The 17,069-nt window shown below is 72.7% G+C and carries 17 protein-coding genes; 10 read left to right on the forward strand and 7 right to left on the reverse strand.

Going from position 1 to position 17,069, the window contains the following annotated elements; all coding sequences use genetic code 11:
• Positions 1 to 382: 382 nt before the first annotated feature.
• Positions 383 to 1,219 carry a LysR family transcriptional regulator gene (locus ACIBL4_RS17050; RefSeq protein ID WP_399411548.1) on the reverse strand — a complete coding sequence of 279 codons (837 nt, stop codon included), beginning with the start codon at positions 1,217 to 1,219 and terminating at the stop codon, positions 383 to 385.
• Positions 1,220 to 1,315: 96 nt separating this feature from the next.
• Here ACIBL4_RS17050 and ACIBL4_RS17055 point away from each other — a divergent pair, with 96 nt between their 5' ends.
• The gene (locus ACIBL4_RS17055) at positions 1,316 to 1,810 is read left to right on the forward strand and encodes a cupin domain-containing protein (protein ID WP_399410728.1); all 495 of its coding nucleotides are present in this window, start codon (positions 1,316 to 1,318) and stop codon (positions 1,808 to 1,810) included.
• A 29-nt stretch (positions 1,811 to 1,839) separates the two neighbouring features.
• Here ACIBL4_RS17055 and ACIBL4_RS17060 read toward each other — a convergent pair whose 3' ends face one another.
• Positions 1,840 to 2,634, reverse strand: a complete 795-nt coding sequence (locus ACIBL4_RS17060; protein WP_399410730.1) for a hypothetical protein — start codon at positions 2,632 to 2,634, stop codon at positions 1,840 to 1,842.
• Positions 2,635 to 3,036: 402 nt separating this feature from the next.
• Here ACIBL4_RS17060 and ACIBL4_RS17065 point away from each other — a divergent pair, with 402 nt between their 5' ends.
• The 4 genes from ACIBL4_RS17065 (at position 3,037) to ACIBL4_RS17080 (ending at position 8,068) form a co-directional block, all read left to right on the forward strand.
• The gene (locus ACIBL4_RS17065; protein WP_399410732.1) at positions 3,037 to 4,188 is read left to right on the forward strand and encodes a hypothetical protein; all 1,152 of its coding nucleotides are present in this window, start codon (positions 3,037 to 3,039) and stop codon (positions 4,186 to 4,188) included.
• A 195-nt stretch (positions 4,189 to 4,383) separates the two neighbouring features.
• On the forward strand, positions 4,384 to 4,914 hold the full coding sequence (locus ACIBL4_RS17070; RefSeq protein ID WP_399411550.1) for a (2Fe-2S)-binding protein: 531 nt from the start codon (positions 4,384 to 4,386) through the stop codon (positions 4,912 to 4,914).
• Positions 4,911 to 5,915 (forward strand): FAD binding domain-containing protein, encoded by a 1,005-nt coding sequence (locus ACIBL4_RS17075; RefSeq protein ID WP_399410734.1) that lies wholly within the window; start codon positions 4,911 to 4,913, stop codon positions 5,913 to 5,915. Before ACIBL4_RS17070 ends, ACIBL4_RS17075 begins: the two co-directional genes overlap by 4 nt.
• On the forward strand, positions 5,912 to 8,068 hold the full coding sequence (locus ACIBL4_RS17080) for a xanthine dehydrogenase family protein molybdopterin-binding subunit (protein ID WP_399410736.1): 2,157 nt from the start codon (positions 5,912 to 5,914) through the stop codon (positions 8,066 to 8,068). Before ACIBL4_RS17075 ends, ACIBL4_RS17080 begins: the two co-directional genes overlap by 4 nt.
• A 25-nt stretch (positions 8,069 to 8,093) precedes the next feature.
• Here ACIBL4_RS17080 and ACIBL4_RS17085 read toward each other — a convergent pair whose 3' ends face one another.
• Positions 8,094 to 9,959, reverse strand: coding sequence for a hypothetical protein (locus ACIBL4_RS17085; protein WP_399410738.1), 1,866 nt, complete (start codon positions 9,957 to 9,959; stop codon positions 8,094 to 8,096).
• A 243-nt stretch (positions 9,960 to 10,202) separates the two neighbouring features.
• Here ACIBL4_RS17085 and ACIBL4_RS17090 point away from each other — a divergent pair, with 243 nt between their 5' ends.
• From ACIBL4_RS17090 to tgmB, 3 genes are all read left to right on the forward strand, one after another.
• Positions 10,203 to 10,514 carry a YkvA family protein gene (locus ACIBL4_RS17090; protein WP_399410740.1) on the forward strand — a complete coding sequence of 104 codons (312 nt, stop codon included), beginning with the start codon at positions 10,203 to 10,205 and terminating at the stop codon, positions 10,512 to 10,514.
• 131 nt (positions 10,515 to 10,645) lie between these two features.
• Positions 10,646 to 10,837 carry a putative ATP-grasp-modified RiPP gene (tgmA, locus tag ACIBL4_RS17095; RefSeq protein ID WP_037669517.1) on the forward strand — a complete coding sequence of 64 codons (192 nt, stop codon included), beginning with the start codon at positions 10,646 to 10,648 and terminating at the stop codon, positions 10,835 to 10,837.
• 16 nt (positions 10,838 to 10,853) lie between these two features.
• A complete protein-coding gene (gene tgmB, locus ACIBL4_RS17100) occupies positions 10,854 to 11,837 on the forward strand; it encodes an ATP-grasp ribosomal peptide maturase (protein WP_399410742.1) in 984 nt (327 codons plus the stop codon).
• Between the two features lie 30 nt (positions 11,838 to 11,867).
• Here the strand turns inward: tgmB and ACIBL4_RS17105 are convergent, their stop codons facing one another.
• Both ACIBL4_RS17105 and ACIBL4_RS17110 read right to left on the reverse strand, forming a co-directional pair.
• Positions 11,868 to 12,071, reverse strand: coding sequence for a hypothetical protein (locus ACIBL4_RS17105; protein WP_086604202.1), 204 nt, complete (start codon positions 12,069 to 12,071; stop codon positions 11,868 to 11,870).
• Between the two features lie 139 nt (positions 12,072 to 12,210).
• Positions 12,211 to 12,684: a hypothetical protein gene (locus ACIBL4_RS17110; protein WP_399410744.1), complete on the reverse strand. Its 474-nt coding sequence runs from the start codon at positions 12,682 to 12,684 to the stop codon at positions 12,211 to 12,213.
• 188 nt (positions 12,685 to 12,872) lie between these two features.
• Here ACIBL4_RS17110 and ACIBL4_RS17115 point away from each other — a divergent pair, with 188 nt between their 5' ends.
• A complete protein-coding gene (locus ACIBL4_RS17115; RefSeq protein ID WP_399410746.1) occupies positions 12,873 to 13,907 on the forward strand; it encodes a GlxA family transcriptional regulator in 1,035 nt (344 codons plus the stop codon).
• 17 nt (positions 13,908 to 13,924) lie between these two features.
• On the opposite strand, the gene ACIBL4_RS17120 is transcribed toward ACIBL4_RS17115, so the two are convergent.
• Complete coding sequence (locus ACIBL4_RS17120; RefSeq protein WP_399410748.1) at positions 13,925 to 14,176, reverse strand: DUF5133 domain-containing protein; 252 nt, start codon at positions 14,174 to 14,176, stop codon at positions 13,925 to 13,927.
• A 124-nt stretch (positions 14,177 to 14,300) separates the two neighbouring features.
• On the reverse strand, positions 14,301 to 15,158 hold the full coding sequence (locus ACIBL4_RS17125; protein WP_399410750.1) for an aldo/keto reductase: 858 nt from the start codon (positions 15,156 to 15,158) through the stop codon (positions 14,301 to 14,303).
• Positions 15,159 to 15,483: 325 nt separating this feature from the next.
• On the opposite strand from ACIBL4_RS17125, the gene ACIBL4_RS17130 reads away from it, so the two are divergent.
• On the forward strand, positions 15,484 to 17,013 hold the full coding sequence (locus tag ACIBL4_RS17130; protein WP_399410752.1) for an acyl-CoA carboxylase subunit beta: 1,530 nt from the start codon (positions 15,484 to 15,486) through the stop codon (positions 17,011 to 17,013).
• Positions 17,014 to 17,069: the final 56 nt, after the last annotated feature.

Here is a 17,069-nt window from a genome sequence, read left to right on the forward strand (position 1 = left end):
CAGTCCCTGTACAGGTCGGGCGTCAAAACAGCGGCGAGCAGGATCAGAGGGATCACGACAGCAGATATCAACACGCCTCTCCTCCCCTTCGCACTGCGGTACTCGCATACCTCATATACGACGAGGCAAATACTATGACAAGGCTCCATGAAGCTTCTTGCTAGTGACTGACTCAAGAAGGAGAGGGGTGGCCGGTAGCGAAGGTGCTGGTCGAGTCGTCCTGGTGGCGCGCCCTGAGGGGCACGGCTGGCCGGCGCTACCGCTTCCGCCCGGCACGGTGGTGTGCGGGCGAGGGGATGCACGCCAAGGGGCGGGAGGAGGCCGCGCCAAGAGCATGATCCCCGCAGCGCGCGAGAAGGAGACGGGCACCGGTTGCCGGTACTCAGTGGCGGTACGCGGATGTCGCGATCTCAACGAAGGATCGGATCAACGGGTTGGTATCGCCCTCGTTCCACACCGCCACCACCCGGCTCGGCGGCATGTCGGTCAACGGCACCACGGCCAGCTCCGGGTGCAGGTCGTGTCCGAGCGGGGCCAGGCCGACCGTGCCGTTCCACAGCACGGCCTGCAGGCATTCCTGGACGGCGCGTACCACTGGCCCCTCGCGCGGGCTGCCGCCGTTCCAGTACGACTGCCAGAGGGGGTCGGTGCCCTGCGGGAACTGGAACCAGCGGCGATCGCTCAGCTCGGCCGGCCGCAGCTGGTCGCGGCCGGCCAGGGGATCGTCGGCGCGCAGGACCACGCCGACCGGATCGCTCCGCAGTACACGCACCGTCAGGGCGGTCTCGTCGAACGGCGCCCGGGTCAAGGCGACGTCCACCAGTCCTGAGCGCAGCCCGCACGTCGGGTCGGTCAGATCCGTGTCTCGGATGCGGATGTCGATGCCGGGGTGACTTCGGCGGTAGGCGGCGGCCAGTCTGGACACTCCGGGGTCGGTGCCGTCGCCCAGGATGCCGATGGTGATGGTGGTGACGCCGGCCGCCGCGCTCACGCGTCCCCGGACGCGATCGGCATGGGCGAGCAGGTCCCGCGCCTCGTCGAGCAGCACCGTGCCCACGGGAGTGAGCGTGACGCCGGTAGGTGAGCGGGCGAGCAGCAGGGCCCCGACCTCGGCCTCCAACTGCTTGATCGCCCGGCTCAGCGGCGGCTGGCTCATGTGCAGTCGGGTGGCGGCCCGGCCGAAGTGGAGCTCCTCGGCGACCGCGACGAAGTAGCGCAAGGTCCGAAGCTCCACGCTGCAACGATACCCAGCAGGTATCGGCGCCGCGGGATGGGTCTTGGACATTGGCAGGTCCCCGGCGGTGCACTCGTCGGCATGGCCGAAGAAGCGAAGACCAGCGAGCCGCAGACCGCTCCCGCCGTATCGGTGGTGGGTCCCGGCGGCGGCGAGACGATCGTTCTGGGCACCACACACATGCGCGTTCTTGAAGACGGCAGCCACACCGGGCACCGCCTCGCGATCGCCGAGTCCGTCCTCGCCCCGCACACCCAGGGACCGCCGCAGCACCGCCACGGCCGGCACGACGAGGGCTTCTACATCCTCTCCGGCACCGTGCGATTCACCGTCGGGGACCGGGAGTACGACGCCACCACGGGCACCCTCGTGATGGTCCCGCCCGGTACCCCGCACACCTTCGCCAACCTGACCGACCAACCCGCCGTCATGCTCAGCACCTTCACCCCCGACCTGTATGTGCAGTACTTCCGAGACCTCCAGGAGGTGCTCGCCGATGGCCGGCCGCTGACGCCGCAGGCCAACATCGACACGATGAGCCGCTACGCGACCGAGCCCGCCACCGACCTTCCCTGAAGCCAACGGGACGGAACGGCCCGGCGCGCTCAGGCCAGCAGGACGTCCTCGCCCGCTGTCACGGGGACGACCTGCTCGGCCGACGGCGCCTCGGCCTTCACCGGCGTCCCGAAGTCCGACAGCGTCATCGTCGTCCTGGCCTTCACACCACCGAAGCAGGACAGCCGGGCCTGGACGGCGCGCCCCTTCCCGTCGACCCACACGTCCGCGAAGACGGGCATGTCGTCGCCCAGCTTCTCGCGCAGGTCGTCCAGCCCCTTTTTCGTCTCCGCCGTCATCCGGAGCGTCGCGGTGGCGTGGTCGATCGTGCCCCGGTAGTGCACCGCAGGAGCGCCGTTCACCTGCTCCTCGCCCTCGTTCGACACCTGCCGCATCGCCTTCATCTGGCGGAGCAGGTGCTCGGGGTCGTTCAGCGGCGCCCGCAGGAAATAGCGGGTCAGGGCCTCGCTCCGGACGGCCGAGGCCCACTCGCTCCCGCCCACCGCCCGCGAGCCCCGCACATAGACGGTGTCGCCGACGAAGACCTCCTCGACGGGGTCCATGCCGCTGTCCTCGAGCTCCACCGTGAGCCGGCCCCTGTCGTCCGCCAGGTCGAAGGCGCCGGCGATCGTGAACGTGTACGTCGTGGGGCTGTCGGCGGACCGCAGCTCGATCTTCTCGTCCACGCGGGCGCTGTCCGCGCTCGTCCTCTCGATCGCGGCACGCACGGCCGCCCCGTGATCCACGGTCTTCTTCCCACTCTCCCCCGAGTCTTTGCCCGGACCGCCGGAACAGGCGGTGCAGAGCAGGAGGACAGCGGCGGAGAGGAGGGAGGCGCGGCGCATGGGCTCTCCGAGGAATCGTCACTTCGTCAGGGTGGAGCCCGACAGGGCCTGCAGATCTTCGCACGAAACCGGTGACGGGGCCCGGGGTTTCGGCCGTGACGCCCCGACGGTGGGAAGGGCGCGGCAGGCGAGCAGGACCCGCCCCGATGCGGATGGTGGGCGGGCCCTGCTCGTGCGGACCATTGTCGGGATCTCGCGCCGGTGGGGCCACGAGTGTGATCCGCCGGTGTGCGCGCGGCGCGCACACCCCGTGCGCGCCGCGTGCCTACGAGCACCCGGTGCCGGCCCCCTGGCGCCGCCGGGTGCCGCAGGGCGCTGCCCGGTGTGTGACCCCGGGTTATGCCCGTCGGCCTGCGGCGACGATACTGGCAGGAGCCCCTGCCCCCGTTCACAGTTGGACCCATGCCGACTTCCCCCACCGTCCGCCCCATGACTCCCCCCACGGTGTGGCTGGCTCGCGGCCGCCATGCCGAAGGCGCCGCGGAAGACGTGCTCCGGCGCTCGCTGGAGCAGCGCAAGCGAAGTCGGGCCATCGACGACTTCCTCGAGTTGCCCGAAGCCGGGACCGAAGCCGACACCGACCCCGGGACCGAGGCCGAGGACGCCCCGGCGGAGCGGGTCTTCGAGGCCCGCTGGCGGGTGGAGGAGACGGTGACCGTGCGGGCCCGGATCGGCGTGACGCCCGGGCCCGACGGCGGGCAGGAGTGGATCCTGGTCGCGGAGGCGGAGCGGCCGTGGAACAACGACTGGCCGTCGCCCGCCGCGCTGTTCTGGCCGGAGGAGCCGGACCTCGCCTGGGACCGGGACGGCGCCGCGGAGCTGTCCCTGCGGAAGATCAATCCCCTCCCCCACGACGACAAGGACACGCGCCGCCTGTTCAGGAACGCGGTGCGCGGCGGGTGGCACATCCATGTGGTCGTCCACGAGGCGATGACCACCGACGACCGGGGCCGGTTGCCGGTGGCGCGGTGGCTGCCGCCGAGCCTGCGGCACCGTGTGGTGGAGCACCGCGCCGCACCCCAGCAGCACCGGGGTCTCAACTGGGCCCTGCGCGACCTGGGCGTCCAGGTGCCGCGCGGCGGTGCCGCGGTGCTGCCCGGCACCCCGGCGCCGGAGGGCTACGCCGCCGAGGACTTCTCCGTCCGCGCGGTCTTCCTCGACGGCTCGGAGCCCACCGACCTCGTCTACGCGGTGACGCGGTACGCCGCGCTGCCGAGACCGCTGCCCGACGGAGCCGAGGACGCCCTCACCGCACTGCGGGAGGACTGGCACCTGCTGACCCTCGAGGAGGAGCTGGAGCGCCAGCGCGGGCTGGTGGCCATGTACGCCGAGGCGCTGGAGGCCATGACGAAGTCACGTGACCTGTACCGGGAGGCCGCCGAACGCGCCCACGAGGCCCTGGCCGCCTACCAGGAGTCCGCCGAGGCCGCTCCCGCGCCCCGGCAGCCCTCCGGCACCCCCATGGCGTCTCCGCTGCAACAGCTCACACGCACATTCGAACGCCTCAAGAGCAGGTCCCAGCGTCCCGTGGCCCCGTCCCGGGACGAGCCCTGACGGGCTGGTCTGCGCCCACTGCGTCTGGCCGGCACCGTCGTGCCCGGCGACGACCCGCGCATGGGCTTTCCCGGTACCGGCCCATCCGGTACACCCCCCAGGTGCCTTCCTCACGGGGCACACGTGTCAGTCGTGGTCTGGTGGATACGCGGTTGCGTACGGCAGTACGGCCCGTCCGGGAAGGTCTTCCACGCCATGGGCAACGACCAGCACCACTCGGAGACGACCCTCCGCGTCAACGGCAAACCCCACACCCTCACCGTCGACCACCGGCGGGTCCTGCTGGACCTCCTGCGGGAGGACCTGGACCTCACGGGCGCCAAGAAGGGCTGCGACCACGGCCAGTGCGGTGCCTGCACGGTCCTGGTGGACGGGCGGCGCGTCAACAGCTGTCTGCTGTTCGCGGTCGCCCTGGACGGCTGTGAGGTCACGACCGTCGAGGGGCTGTCCGGCGACGGGGAGGGACCGCACCCGCTGCAACGGGCCTTCCTGGAGCGCGACGCATTCCAGTGCGGCTACTGCACCCCGGGCCAGATCTGCTCCGCGGCCGGCATGCTCGCCGAGGCGGCGGCCGGTCACCCCTCGCACGTCACCGACCCGGCGACGCCCTCGGCCGGGCCGGTGACGCTGGACCGGGCGGAGATCCGGGAGCGGCTGAGCGGCAACCTGTGCCGGTGCGGCGCGTATCCGCGGATCGCCGAGGCCGTGGAGGACGTGATCCCGTGAAGGAGTTCGCCTATGTCCGCGCCGGGAGCGTCGGGGAGGCGACCTCCGCGTACGCCTCCCACGCCGGCGCCCGTTATCTCGGCGGCGGCACCAACCTGGTCGATCTGATGAAGCTCGGCGTCGAACAGCCCGCCGCCCTCGTCGACATCACCCGGCTGCCGCTGGACGCGGTGGAGGAACTGCCGGACGGCGCGCTGCGGATCGGGGCGACGGTCCGCAACAGCGACCTCGCGGCCCATCCGCTGGTGCGCGACCGGTACCCGGCGCTGTCGCAGGCGGTGCTCGCGGGGGCGTCGGGGCAGTTGCGCAACGCGGCGACGACCGGCGGCAACCTGCTCCAGCGGACCCGGTGCCCGTATTTCCAGGACCTGTCGAAGCCGTGCAACAAGCGGGAGCCGGGCAGCGGCTGCGGTGCCCGGGACGGCGTCCATCGTGATCACGCGGTGCTCGGGCACTCCGCGCACTGCATCGCCACGCATCCGTCGGACATGGCGGTGGCGCTGGCCGCTCTCGACGGGCGTGTCGAGCTGTACGGTCCCGTGGGCGCCCGGAGTGTCGCGGCGGCGGACTTCCACCGGCTGCCCGGGGACCGGCCGGAGCAGGACACCGAGATCCGGCCCGGCGAACTCGTCACCGGCGTGGTGCTGCCCGCCGCGACGGCCGGGCTGCCGTCGGCGTACCGCAAGGCCCGCGACCGGGCCTCGTACGCCTTCGCGCTCGCGTCCGTTGCGGCCGTGCTGCGCGTGTCGGACGGTGTGGTCGCCCATGTGGGGCTCGTGTTCGGGGCGCTGGCGCACCGGCCGTGGCGGGCCCGGCGGGCGGAGGAGGCGCTGCTGGGCGCGGCTCCGACCACCGCCGCGTTCGAGCACGCCGTCGACCTGGAACTGTCCGCGGCGCAGCCGCTGCGCGACAACGCCTACAAGGTGCCGCTGGCCCGGGGGATCGCCCTGGACGTGCTGTCCCGGCTCGCGGAGACGGCGCCGGCGAGGAGGACTTCATGACCGGCAGCGTGGGAGCCCCCGCCGAGCGCCGGGAGGGACGGGAGAAGGTCAGCGGCACCGCCCGCTACGCCGCCGAGTACCACTACCCCGGCCTGGCCCAGGCGTGGCCCGTGCCGGCGGCCGTCGCCCGGGGCCGGGTGACCGGCGTCGACACGGCGGCAGCCCTGGCCCTCCCCGGGGTGCTCGCCGTCCTCACCCACGAGAACGCGCCGCGGCTCGCCGAGCCGGACGACGCCACGCTCGCCGTGCTCCAGAATCCCCGGGTTCCGCACCGCGGCTGGTTCGTGGCCCTGGTGGTGGCCGAGACCTTGGAGGCGGCCCGGGCCGGTGCCGCCGCGGTCCGTGTGGACTACGCCGCCGAGGAACACGATGTGACCCTCACCGCGTCGCACCCGGGTGTGTACGTCCCCGACGACGCCAACGCCGACTATCCGGCCGTCCGCGAACGGGGCGACCCCGACGGGGCGTTCGGGTCCTCGGCCGTCCGGGTCGACGTCGCCTACCGGGTGCCGCCGTTGCACAACCATCCCATGGAGCCGCATGCCAGCACCGCCCGCTGGGACGACGGCCGGCTCACCGTGCACACCTCCAGCCAGGGCGCCGGTGCTGTGCGGGGCGTGCTCGCCGGGCTGTTCGGCGTTCCCGAGGAGCGGATCGTCGTCACCGCCGAGCACGTCGGCGGCGGCTTCGGTTCCAAGGGCACGCCACGGCCGGACGTGGTGCTCGCCGCGATGGCGGCGCGGCAGACCGGCCGGGCGGTCACGATGGCACTGCCCCGCCGGTATCTGCCCGCCGTCGTCGGCCATCGTGCGCCCACCCTGCACCGGCTGCGGCTCGGCGCCGATGCCGACGGACGCCTCACCTCCCTCGTGCACGAGGTCACGACGCACACCTCCCGCATCAAGGAGTTCGTGGAGCAGGCGGCCGTCCCGGCGCGGGTGATGTACGCGTCCCCCCACAGCCGTACGGAGCACCGGGTCGCGGCGCTGGACGTGCCCTCCCCGTCGTGGATGCGGGCGCCGGGCGAGGCGCCGGGCATGTACGCGCTGGAGTCCGCCATGGACGAACTCGCCGCCGAACTGGGCATGGACCCGGTCGAGCTGCGTGTCCGCAACGAACCAGACGTCGAACCCGACAGCGGCAAGCCGTTCAGCAGCAGGCACCTGGTGGAGTGTCTGCGCGAGGGCGCCCGCCGCTTCGGGTGGGCCGGGCGCGATCCCCGGCCGGGCTCCCACCGGGACGGCCCCCTGCTGCTGGGGACGGGTGTGGCGGCGGCCACGTATCCCGTCCTGGTGTCGCCCGCCACGGCGTCCGCCCGCGCACTGCCCGACGGCACGTTCCTGGTGCGGATCAACGCCACGGACATCGGTACGGGCGCCCGGACCGTGCTCGCACAGATCGGCGCCGACGCCCTCGGCGTGCCTCTGGAGCGGGTGCGGATCGAGGTCGGCAGCACCGAACTCCCGTCGGCGCCGCTGGCCGGCGGCTCGTCCGGCACCGCCTCCTGGGGCTGGGCGGTCCACGAGGCCGGTGCCCGGCTGGCGCGGCGGCTGGCCGAGCATCCGGGGCCGCTGCCCGAGCAGGGCCTCGACGCCCGCGCCGACACCCAGGGCACGGCGGACGCCGAGAGCGATTGGGCGCGGCACGCCTTCGGGGCGCACTTCGCCGAGGTCGCCGTGGACACGGTCACCGGCGAGGTCCGGGTCGGCCGGCTGCTCGGGGTGTACGCCGCGGGGCGCATCCTCAACGCCCGTACGGCACGCTCCCAGTTCGTAGGCGGCATGACGATGGGTCTCGGTATGGCGCTGACCGAGGGCAGCACGATGGATGACGCGTTCGGTGACTTCACGGAGTCGGATCTGGCGTCGTACCACGTGCCGGTGCACGCCGACGTCGACGAGATCGAGGCGCACTGGCTGGACGAGGACGATCCCCGTCTCAACCCCATGGGCAGCAAGGGGATCGGGGAGATCGGCATCGTCGGGACGGCCGCGGCGATCGGCAACGCGGTCCACCACGCCACCGGCGTCCGTTTCCGCGAACTCCCCCTGACGCCCGACCGGGTACTGGCCGGACTGCTCGACGGCCGGACGTCGAACGACGCCCGGACCGGCTCCGCAGGGAGCGGATCCGGTCCGGTGCGGGGCGTCTAGGGGGTGTTCGTCACACGCCTTGGCGTCACTGCGCCGTCTGGCGTGCCTCGGGCGTCGGTGCGGGCGCCCACTGCCTGCCCGCGAGAGGCGCCACCGTACGGAAGACCAGCGCGACGAGGGCCAGCAGTGCCGCGCAGACGGCGGACGCGGCGGCGACCCACGGCGGGGCGAGGGCGAGGTCCACGGCCCGGGACAGGGACGCAGAGGGGAAGGAATTCCCGTACGCCTGGGCCGCGGCCAGCACCGTGGGCACGACCACCGCGCCGGCCGGCACCACCGCGACGGGGCGCAGCGCCAGCAGCAGGGCCAGGACCGTGCACAGCGCCGACAGGCCGAGGCCGAACGCGTGCAGGCGCAGGGACGCTCCGCCGCGTTGCAGCGGGAAGTGGGCCACCGCGCACAGGGCCAGCGCCAGGGCGGCGAGCCAGCCCGACCACGACACGGACCTGGCGAGCCGGTCCGTCGCACGGACGCGGTCCGCGGGCGAGCCGTCGAGCGTCCGCGTCCGGCGCGTCTCACGGGTCACGCGGGTCTCAGGGGCCGAGGCCGGGCGTGCCGCACGGCGCTTGCCGGGACGGCCGGGCTTCTCGGGCTTCCCGGTCGCGTCGTCCGGACCTGACGTCCCGGCCGGCAGGCGGCCGTTGCGGTCCAGGCGCTCGAGGCCCAGGCGGTCGATCAGCTCGACCAGCTCCCCGACGGACCGGCGGGTGGCGGCTGCCCGGAGCGCCTCCTCGCGGACGTGGGGCATCTGCGGCTCCTTGTGCAGGAGGGTCACCAGCCGGGTCACCTCCTCCACCGGGCGGTGGGCGGCCGCGGCCCGGATGGCCTCGTCCGCGCAGTCGGCGTCGCGCGGTGGCTTCGTCAGCAGGGCGATCAGCCGGGAGACGTCCTCCACGGGCCGGTCCACTCCGGCCGTGCGGAGCGCTTCGACCTTCGCCTCCGCGTGGTCGGGCGACTCCTCCAGCGAGGTGATGAGGGCGACAACCTCCTCCAGGGGCCGGTCCGCCGCGGCGGCGTGCACCAGGTCGCTGACGGCGTCGCCGTACGGCACCGCGGCGCCCTGCGCGGTGCCGGGCCGGAGCTCCACCGGGTTGTCGTCGAGGGAGCGGATGACGAACGGCCGCGCGCCCGCCTGGTCGGTCTCGTCCTGGCCGGACGCGGCTGGCTCGGCGGGGTCGCCCGGCCCGGGCTCGGGAGACCGCACGGCCTCGTCCGGGCCGGAGGCGGCGGGCCGGGCGGGCTCGGCCGGCGCCTGGTCCGTACGGTCCGGGGCGTGAGCGGCAGGGCGTGCCTCGGCCGGATCCAGCCAGTCCCGTGCGGGCGGCGTGGGGTGCGCCTGCGCGGGGTCCGTCCAGTCCTGGCCCGGCGCGGCGGAGGGCTCGGCCGCGGGGTTGGAGCCGGAGGGAGCGGACTGCGTGGGCGCGTCGCCCGGGGCCGGGGCGGCGGACCAGTCGGTCGCCGTGTGCGAGCCGGGGTCGGCGGGCCGGGGCGCCGGGTCCGCCTGGTCCAGGCCGCGGGCAGCAGCCTGCGCCTCGCCCGGCCGGCCGGAACCGGGGGCGGCGGCGCGTGCGTGCGCCTGATCCGACTGGTCCCAGCCGGTCGCGGCGGGCGGGGCGCTCATGTCCGCTTCGTCCGAGACCGGGGCAGCGGGGCGGGCACGCGTACCCGGGTGGGCACCGAGGGCGCCGGAGTCGGCGCCCGGCCGGTCGGAGGAACCGTACGTCTCGTGCGACCCGGCGGCGGGCTGCGTGCTCGTCTGCTCCACCTGGTACGTGCCGGTGGCGACGGTGGTCTCGGCGGACGGCTGGGCGCAGGAGCGGCCGCACTCTTCCCCCGTGGAGGCGAGTATGACCACCTGCTCTTCATCACCCCGCTCGAACGAGCCTGCCATACCGAACGAGCCGAACGGGTCCGCCCCCCGTCGTGTGACGAGCGACGTTACGCTGACCATGACTAGGCGCCCCCGTCACACCGTGCCACTCGGGTGAGCCACCGGGATGACCGCCGCACCCGCTGCGGTACGGAAAATACGCCGACGCGCCGACATGTCGGGCCCCGGTCGCAATACAGCCGCCGGAAACGGGAATCCAGGAAGGGACATCCCGTGTCGCGGACGCCAGAAGGAGGGCAGCCCGTGGATACGACCACAACGGCGATCACCCTGGCCGCGGTTGTCGCGGCCGTCGTCCTCGTCTTCGCCGTCGGCATTCTCGTGCGACTGGTCAGGACCCGGCGCGAGTTGCGTCGCGCGGGGCTGCCCACGGGTCCGCGCTGGGTCTTCTGGGGCGCGGTTCTCTATTTGGTGCTGCCCGTCGACGTGCTGCCCGATCCGGTGTACCTGGACGACATCGGCGTCCTGCTGCTCGCTCTGCGCACCGTCCGCGGCTCCCTCGGCGTGCGGGAGCGCGAGTCGGCACACCGGCCGGACCGCCAACCGGCCCGATGACTACGGAAAGTAAGGAAACCAACCACCCGTTCGATTCGTATAAGTCTCTGGGAGCCGAAGCGAGTCGGCGGACCGGGTGGCCGTGCCCCTGGATCCGGCTCGATCGGCGCAGCACCGACGAGGGAGAGACGATGCAACCGTTCGCGCTCAACTACGCGCGCCCGGCAGTGGAGTTGGAAGCTGCCATTCCGTACGTGTACGACGCCGGACAGCAGTTGAACGTGCTCCACGACGGCCGGGTGGCCGCCTCCGACTTCGCTCTGTTGAGGGAGGTCGGCACCACGACGTCCACCGCCGGCTCCAAGACGCACTTCGACGACTGACCGCGGGCCGCCGAAGATGACGGTATTGATCCTCACCTGCGAGGAGGATGTGACCGCGGACATGGTGGTCGTCCACCTGAACGCGGCCGGGATTCCGGTGGTCCGCGTCGACCCCGCCGATCTGACCGGCGGTGTCTCGCTGTCCGGGGAGTACGTCCACGGCCGTTTCCGGGGCCACCTGTCCGCCGGGGGGCGGCTGGTGAGCATCGGCGGACTGCGATCGGTATGGGTCCGCCGGCCGGGCATCCCCGCGGTACGGGCGGCCCAGCCGTCCGCGTGGCTGACGGAGGAGGCCGCCCAGGCTCTCTACGGGATGCTTCGGGGCTCGGACGCGCGCTGGATGAACCACCCCGACGCGGCCCGCCGGGCCCGGCACAAGCCCTGGCAGCTGCGCCTCGCCCAGCGGTGCGGCCTGCCCGTGCCGGCGACGCTGATCACGACGTTCCCGCGCGCCGCCCGCGAGTTCTCGGAGCGCTACCCGGACCTGGTGGTCAAGCCGGTGTCGGGCGCGCATCCGCAGGACCCTCCCCGGGCCGTGCCGACCAGCCGGGTCGCGCCGGACACGGACTTCTCCGCCGTCGCGTTCGGGCCGACGCTGTTCCAGCGGCGGATCTCCAAGCGGGCCGACATCCGTCTCACCGTGGTGGGCGACCGGATGCTGGCCGCCCGCAAGGCGGCGGCCCCGGACGCGGACCCCGACGAGGTGGACGTACGGTTCGCCGCACCCGGCGCGCCGTGGCAGCCCACCGACGTGCCGTCGTGCATCGCGCCGGGCATCCGGACCTATCTGCGGGAGGCCGAACTGGCGTACGGGGCCTTCGACTTCGTCGAGGACTCCGACGGGACCTGGTGGTTCCTGGAGTGCAATCAGTCGGGACAGTTCGGGTTCGTCGAGGTGGAGACGGGCCAGCCGATCGCCCGCACCATCGCCGGGTGGCTGGCCCGCCCCGTCCCCGAGGGTCCGTCGCGCGTCAACGGCGCGAACAGGACGGCCTGTTGAGCACCGGACCGGCCGTCCACCGATCCTGGTTCACTGCGGCCGCGGCCCGGGCAGCATCGCCGTACGCTGCCATCCGGTGCCCGGGGAGTGCGGGCGGTCGTAGCCGGGGGACTGTGCGGGCCGCATGACCAGCTCCAGTTCCCTGCTCACGCGTTCGGCCTCGCGGCGAACCTGTGTGGGCACATCGCCGCACTCCGCGATGAGTCGGTCGTAGATGGGGGAATCCTGGAACACCCGTCAACGCGCCTTTCTGCTCGTCGGCCCCGAGCGGGGGCGAGAGAGCCGAGTGTAGGCGGACAGGTGTCCCGGAGTGTGAATTACCCGGGTGGACTTGACGCAGACCGCAAATCCGTGACATGCGGCCGGCCGGGGCTCAGGCTCCCGTCGTGGAGCCCGGCCGGACGATCATCAGCACGGTGACCGTCGCCCATAGGAGGTTGAAGATGCCGGTGAACACGGCGAGTTGAACGGTGCTTCGGTGCTCGACGGCCTGTTCGCCGTTCAGTTGGCCGAGGAGTTCCTCCTGGCGGGGCAGGACGAAGGCGACCAGGATGCCCGCCGCGGCGGCGGTCAGCGCGATGGACGTGACGAGCCATCCGCTGCCCAGGACACCCATCGCGGCACCGGTGGCGAACCCGAGGAGCGGGACGGTCAGTCCGATGCCGGCGTAGACGCGGCAGATGCGGTGCAGCAGCGCGACCGTACTCACCGCCGACGAGTCCGGGGCGTCGCCGCCTGCGGGGACGGCGCGGCGTGCCGCCGGCGGGAACATGCTGGCCGCGACGGTCACGGGACCGATGGCGACGATGGCGGCCAGTACGTGCAGGGACAGCAGGATCTTGGTCACCGGGACTCTTTCCATGGTGCGATCGACGGTGGCGAGCCCACGTTAGGGAGCCCGGGGATGATCGCCCATGGGCTGGAACGACAGCCTCCAACGGATTCCCGCCAACTCGTGTGACCTGCTGTCTTGCACTGCGGGCCGATGCTCGGGCGGTTCGTGTGCCTGGCGGGAATGCGCCTAGGGTGGCGCTCATGCACTCCGTGGCGATCCTGGTTCTCGACGAAGTGGTGCCGTTCGACATGGCGGCGCCCCAGCAGACGTTCGCCTGGACCCATATGCCGGACGGGCGGCCGGCCTACCGGGTCCGGTTGTGCGCCGAGACTCCGGAGGTGCGAGCGGACGGCGGTTTCACCCTGCGCATCGACCGGGGGCTGGAGGCGCTGGCGGAGGCCGACACGATCATCGTGCCGGGCTGCTCCCCCGAGGCTCCGCCCCCCTCCGCCCGGGTCCTGGAGGCCCTGCGGCAGGCCGCCGAGGCCGGTACCCGGATCGCGTCGGTGTGCGTGGGCGCCTTCGTGCTGGCGGAGGCGGGGCTGCTGGACGGGCTGCGCGCCACCACGCACTGGGTGGCCGCGGGCGAGCTGGCCCGCCGTTTCCCTCGGGTCGAGGTGGCACCGGACGTGCTGTACGTCGACAACGGACAGATCCTCACCTCGGCCGGTGCGGCCGCCGCGCTGGATCTGTGTCTGCACATGATCCGGCGCGATCTGGGGTCGGCCGTCGCGGCGAACATCGCCCGGATGTCGGTCATGCCGCTGGAACGGGAGGGCGGGCAGGCCCAGTTCATCGTGCACGAGCACCCGCCGGTCCCCCGGGGGTCGGCGCTGGAGCCGCTGCTGGAGTGGATCGAGGACAACCTCGCGCACGAGGTGACGCTGAGCGCGCTGGCGGAGCGTGCCGGGATGAGCGAGCGGACGTTCAGCCGCCGCTTCCGCGAGCAGACCGGGACCACGCCGCTGCAGTGGCTGCTGCGGGCGCGGGTGCGGCGCGCCCAGTACCTGCTGGAGAACACCGACCACTCCGTGGAACGGATCGCGCGGCAGGCGGGGTTCGGCTCTCCGACGGCGTTCCGGGAACGGTTCCGCAAGGTGGTGGGCACGACGCCGTACGCGTATCGCACGGCGTTCCACGGGAAGACGAAAGGGACGGCGAACGGGACGGCGAACAGGAAGCCGAACGCCCCGGCGGCCCGTTCACGGGCCGCCGGGGCGCTGCCCGGTTCATGACCGGGCCCTACGAGATGTCAGCCGACCAGCGTCAGCCCGTTCTCCCCGTCCGCGTCCGCTTTCTCGGACCGCTCCTTGGTGAGCAGCAGGGCGTCGGCCTTGGCGATGGCGTCGGTGATGTCGGACGTTCCCATCATCACGCACAGCGTGTAGCTGACGTCCTCAAGCTGGCGTGCCGCCGTCGGCACGTGCCTCTCCGCCTGAGCGATCCTCAGCGACGCATACCGCGTCAGCAACTCCCTGACGACCTTCCGGTCCGGTACGAGCACGTAGCGCCCCTCTCTCTGTTTTCGCTGCGTATGCCCGAACCACGCGGAAACATTCACATGTTTTTCTCACCAGGGGCGGATGTGACGAAAAACTGATCGTCTCCGATCTCGGGGCGGGGTCCGTTCAGGCCGCGTCCAGCTCCGCCAGTTCCTCCGGCGTCAGGGAGAGGTCGGCCGCGGCGAGCGAGTCGCGGATGGTCCCGGGGCGGCTGGCCCCCGGGATGGGGACCACCACGGGCGACTTGGCGAGCATCCACGCCAGGCACACCCGTTGCGGGCTCACCCCGTGAGCCTCGGCGATGCGGGCGAACGCCGCGTGCCCGGAGCCGAGTTCGCCGGCCCTGGAGATCCCGCCGAGGGGGCTCCACGGCAGGAACGCGATGCCGAGTTCGTCGCACAGGTCCAGTTCCGGCTCGCTGGAGCGGAAGGCCGGGGAGAACTGGTTCTGCACGGAGACCAGACGGCCGCCGAGGATCTCGCCCGCCTGCCGGATCTGCTCCGGGTTCGCGTTGGAGATGCCGGCCATGCGGATCTTGCCCTCGTCCAGCAGGTCCCGGATCGCGCCGACGGACTCGGCGTAGGGGACGCGCGGGTCGGGGCGGTGGAACTGGTAGAGCCCGATGGCCTCGACGCCGAGCCGGCGCAGGGACGCCTCGCAGGCCTCCTTGAGGTGGCGGGGGCTGCCGTCCAGCGTCCAGCTGCCGTCACCGGGGCGCAGATGGCCGCCCTTGGTGGCGACCAGGACGTCGCCGCCGCGGTCGTGGGAGGCGAGGGCCTTGGCTATCAGGGTCTCGTTGTGACCGACCTCGTCGGCGTCCCGGTGGTAGGCGTCCGCGGTGTCGATCAGGGTCACGCCGGCGTCGAGCGCGGCGTGGATGGTGGCGAGGGAGCGTTCCTCGTCGGGTCGTCCCTCGATGGACATGGGCATCGCGCCCAGGCCGATCGCGCTGACGTCGACATCACCGATGCGGCGGGTGTGCATGTGCTCGTGACCTCTTCCGGCTGTCGCTGAGGCTGTCTGGCGATGGTGCACTCCAGCGTGGACACCGAACGGCCCCAAGGTCCAATAGAAGAAGGAGAACGCATTCAGCACTCGGGCAGCTGAATCGCGCCCGCCCCTCTGCGGCCGGGCCGGCGGTCCCTTGTCACGCGGGGATGAAAGCCCGCACCGGAGGACTCAATTCCCCCACACAGACCGGCGATCCGCCCGGCACTCCCCCGCCCCACTGCCATATTCGAGAACCGCTTCGGAGGTGGTTGTGAGCACAGAGGTGACAGCATCCGGTCCGGGGGAAACGGCGGCGCACGTGCCCGGGGGCACCGCGGAGCGCGTCGCAGGCCTGGAACACCGCAGGGAGCAGGCGGTGGCCCCGGGCGGACCGCGCAGACGCGGGGAGTTCTCCGCCCGGGAGCGCATCGATCGGCTCGTGGACAAGGACTCCTTCACGGAGACCGGCCTGTTCGTCCGGGCCCGGCCCGCCGCGGAGGACGGCGGCCGCCGTCCCTACGGCGACGGGGTGATCACCGGGTACGGGACCGTCGACGGCCGCCCGGTGTGTGTGTTCGCCCAGGACTCCACGGTGTTCGGCGGCAGCATGGGCGAGGCCTTCGGCGAGAAGACCGTCGCGCTGATGGACCTGGCCCTGAAGACCGGCTGCCCGGTGATCGGGCTCAACGACTCCGGCGGGGCCCGCATCCAGGAGGGTGTCGCCGCCCTCGCCCTCTACGCCGAGCTGGTGCGCCGCAACGTCAAGGCGTCCGGGGTGATCCCGCAGATCTCGGTCGTCCTGGGTCCGTGCGCGGGCGGCGCCGCCTACTCGCCGGCGATCACCGACTTCACGGTGATGGTGGACGGCGCCTCGCACATGTTCGTCACCGGCCCCGACGTCATCGAGACGGTCACCGGCGAACGCACCACGGCCGAGGAGCTGGGCGGCGCCCGCACCAGCAACACCGTCAACGGCAACGCCCACTTCCTGGCCGCCGACGAGGAGGACGCCCTCGACACCGTGCGCGACCTGCTGTCGTACCTCCCGGCCAACAACCTGGAACGGCCGCCGGAGTACGCCCCCGGGCATCCGCCGCCCGGCGCCGGCCTCGACGAGGTCGTCCCGGACCGGCTGGGCGAGGCGTACGACATGCGGGCGATCCTGCACGCGGTCGTCGACGACGGCGAACTGCTCCAGGTGCAGGAGCTGTTCGCGCCGAACATCATCTGCGCCCTGGCCCGGATCGAGGGCCGCTCGGTGGGTGTCGTCGCCAACCAGCCGCTGCACGCCGCCGGGGTGCTCGACATCGACGCCTCCGAGAAGGCGGCGCGGTTCGTGCGGTTCTGCGACGCCTTCGGCATCCCGCTGCTGACCTTCGCCGACGTGCCCGGTTACCTGTCCGGGGTGCGGCAGGAGCAGGCCGGCATCATCCGGCGCGGAGCGAAACTGCTGTACGCCTACGCCGAGGCCACCGTCCCCAAGGTCACGGTCGTGGTGCGCAAGGCGTACGGCGGCGGATACGCGGTGATGGGCTCCAAGCACCTGGGCGCCGACGTGAACCTCGCCTGGCCCACCGCCCGTATCGCCGTCATGGGCGCCGAGGGGGCCGTGGGCGTGCTGCACCGGCGTGAACTCGCCGCGGCCGACGACCCCGAGGCGCTGCGCGCCCGCCTGCTCACCGCCTACGAGCGCACCCACGGCACGCCCTACCTCGCCGCCGAGCGCGGCTATGTCGACGCCGTCATCGCGCCGCGCGAGACCCGGGAGCAGGTCTGCCGCGCGCTGCGCGCCCTGCGCGGCAAACGCGCGCCGATGCCGGAACGCCGGCACGGCAACATCCCCCTCTAGCCGTCCCCGCTCCCCCTCCAGCCGCCCCTTCTCCCCCTTTGCGACCCCTAGGCCGA

Source organism: Streptomyces sp. NPDC050416 (genome assembly GCF_044458845.1).
Lineage (GTDB): Bacteria > Actinomycetota > Actinomycetes > Streptomycetales > Streptomycetaceae > Streptomyces.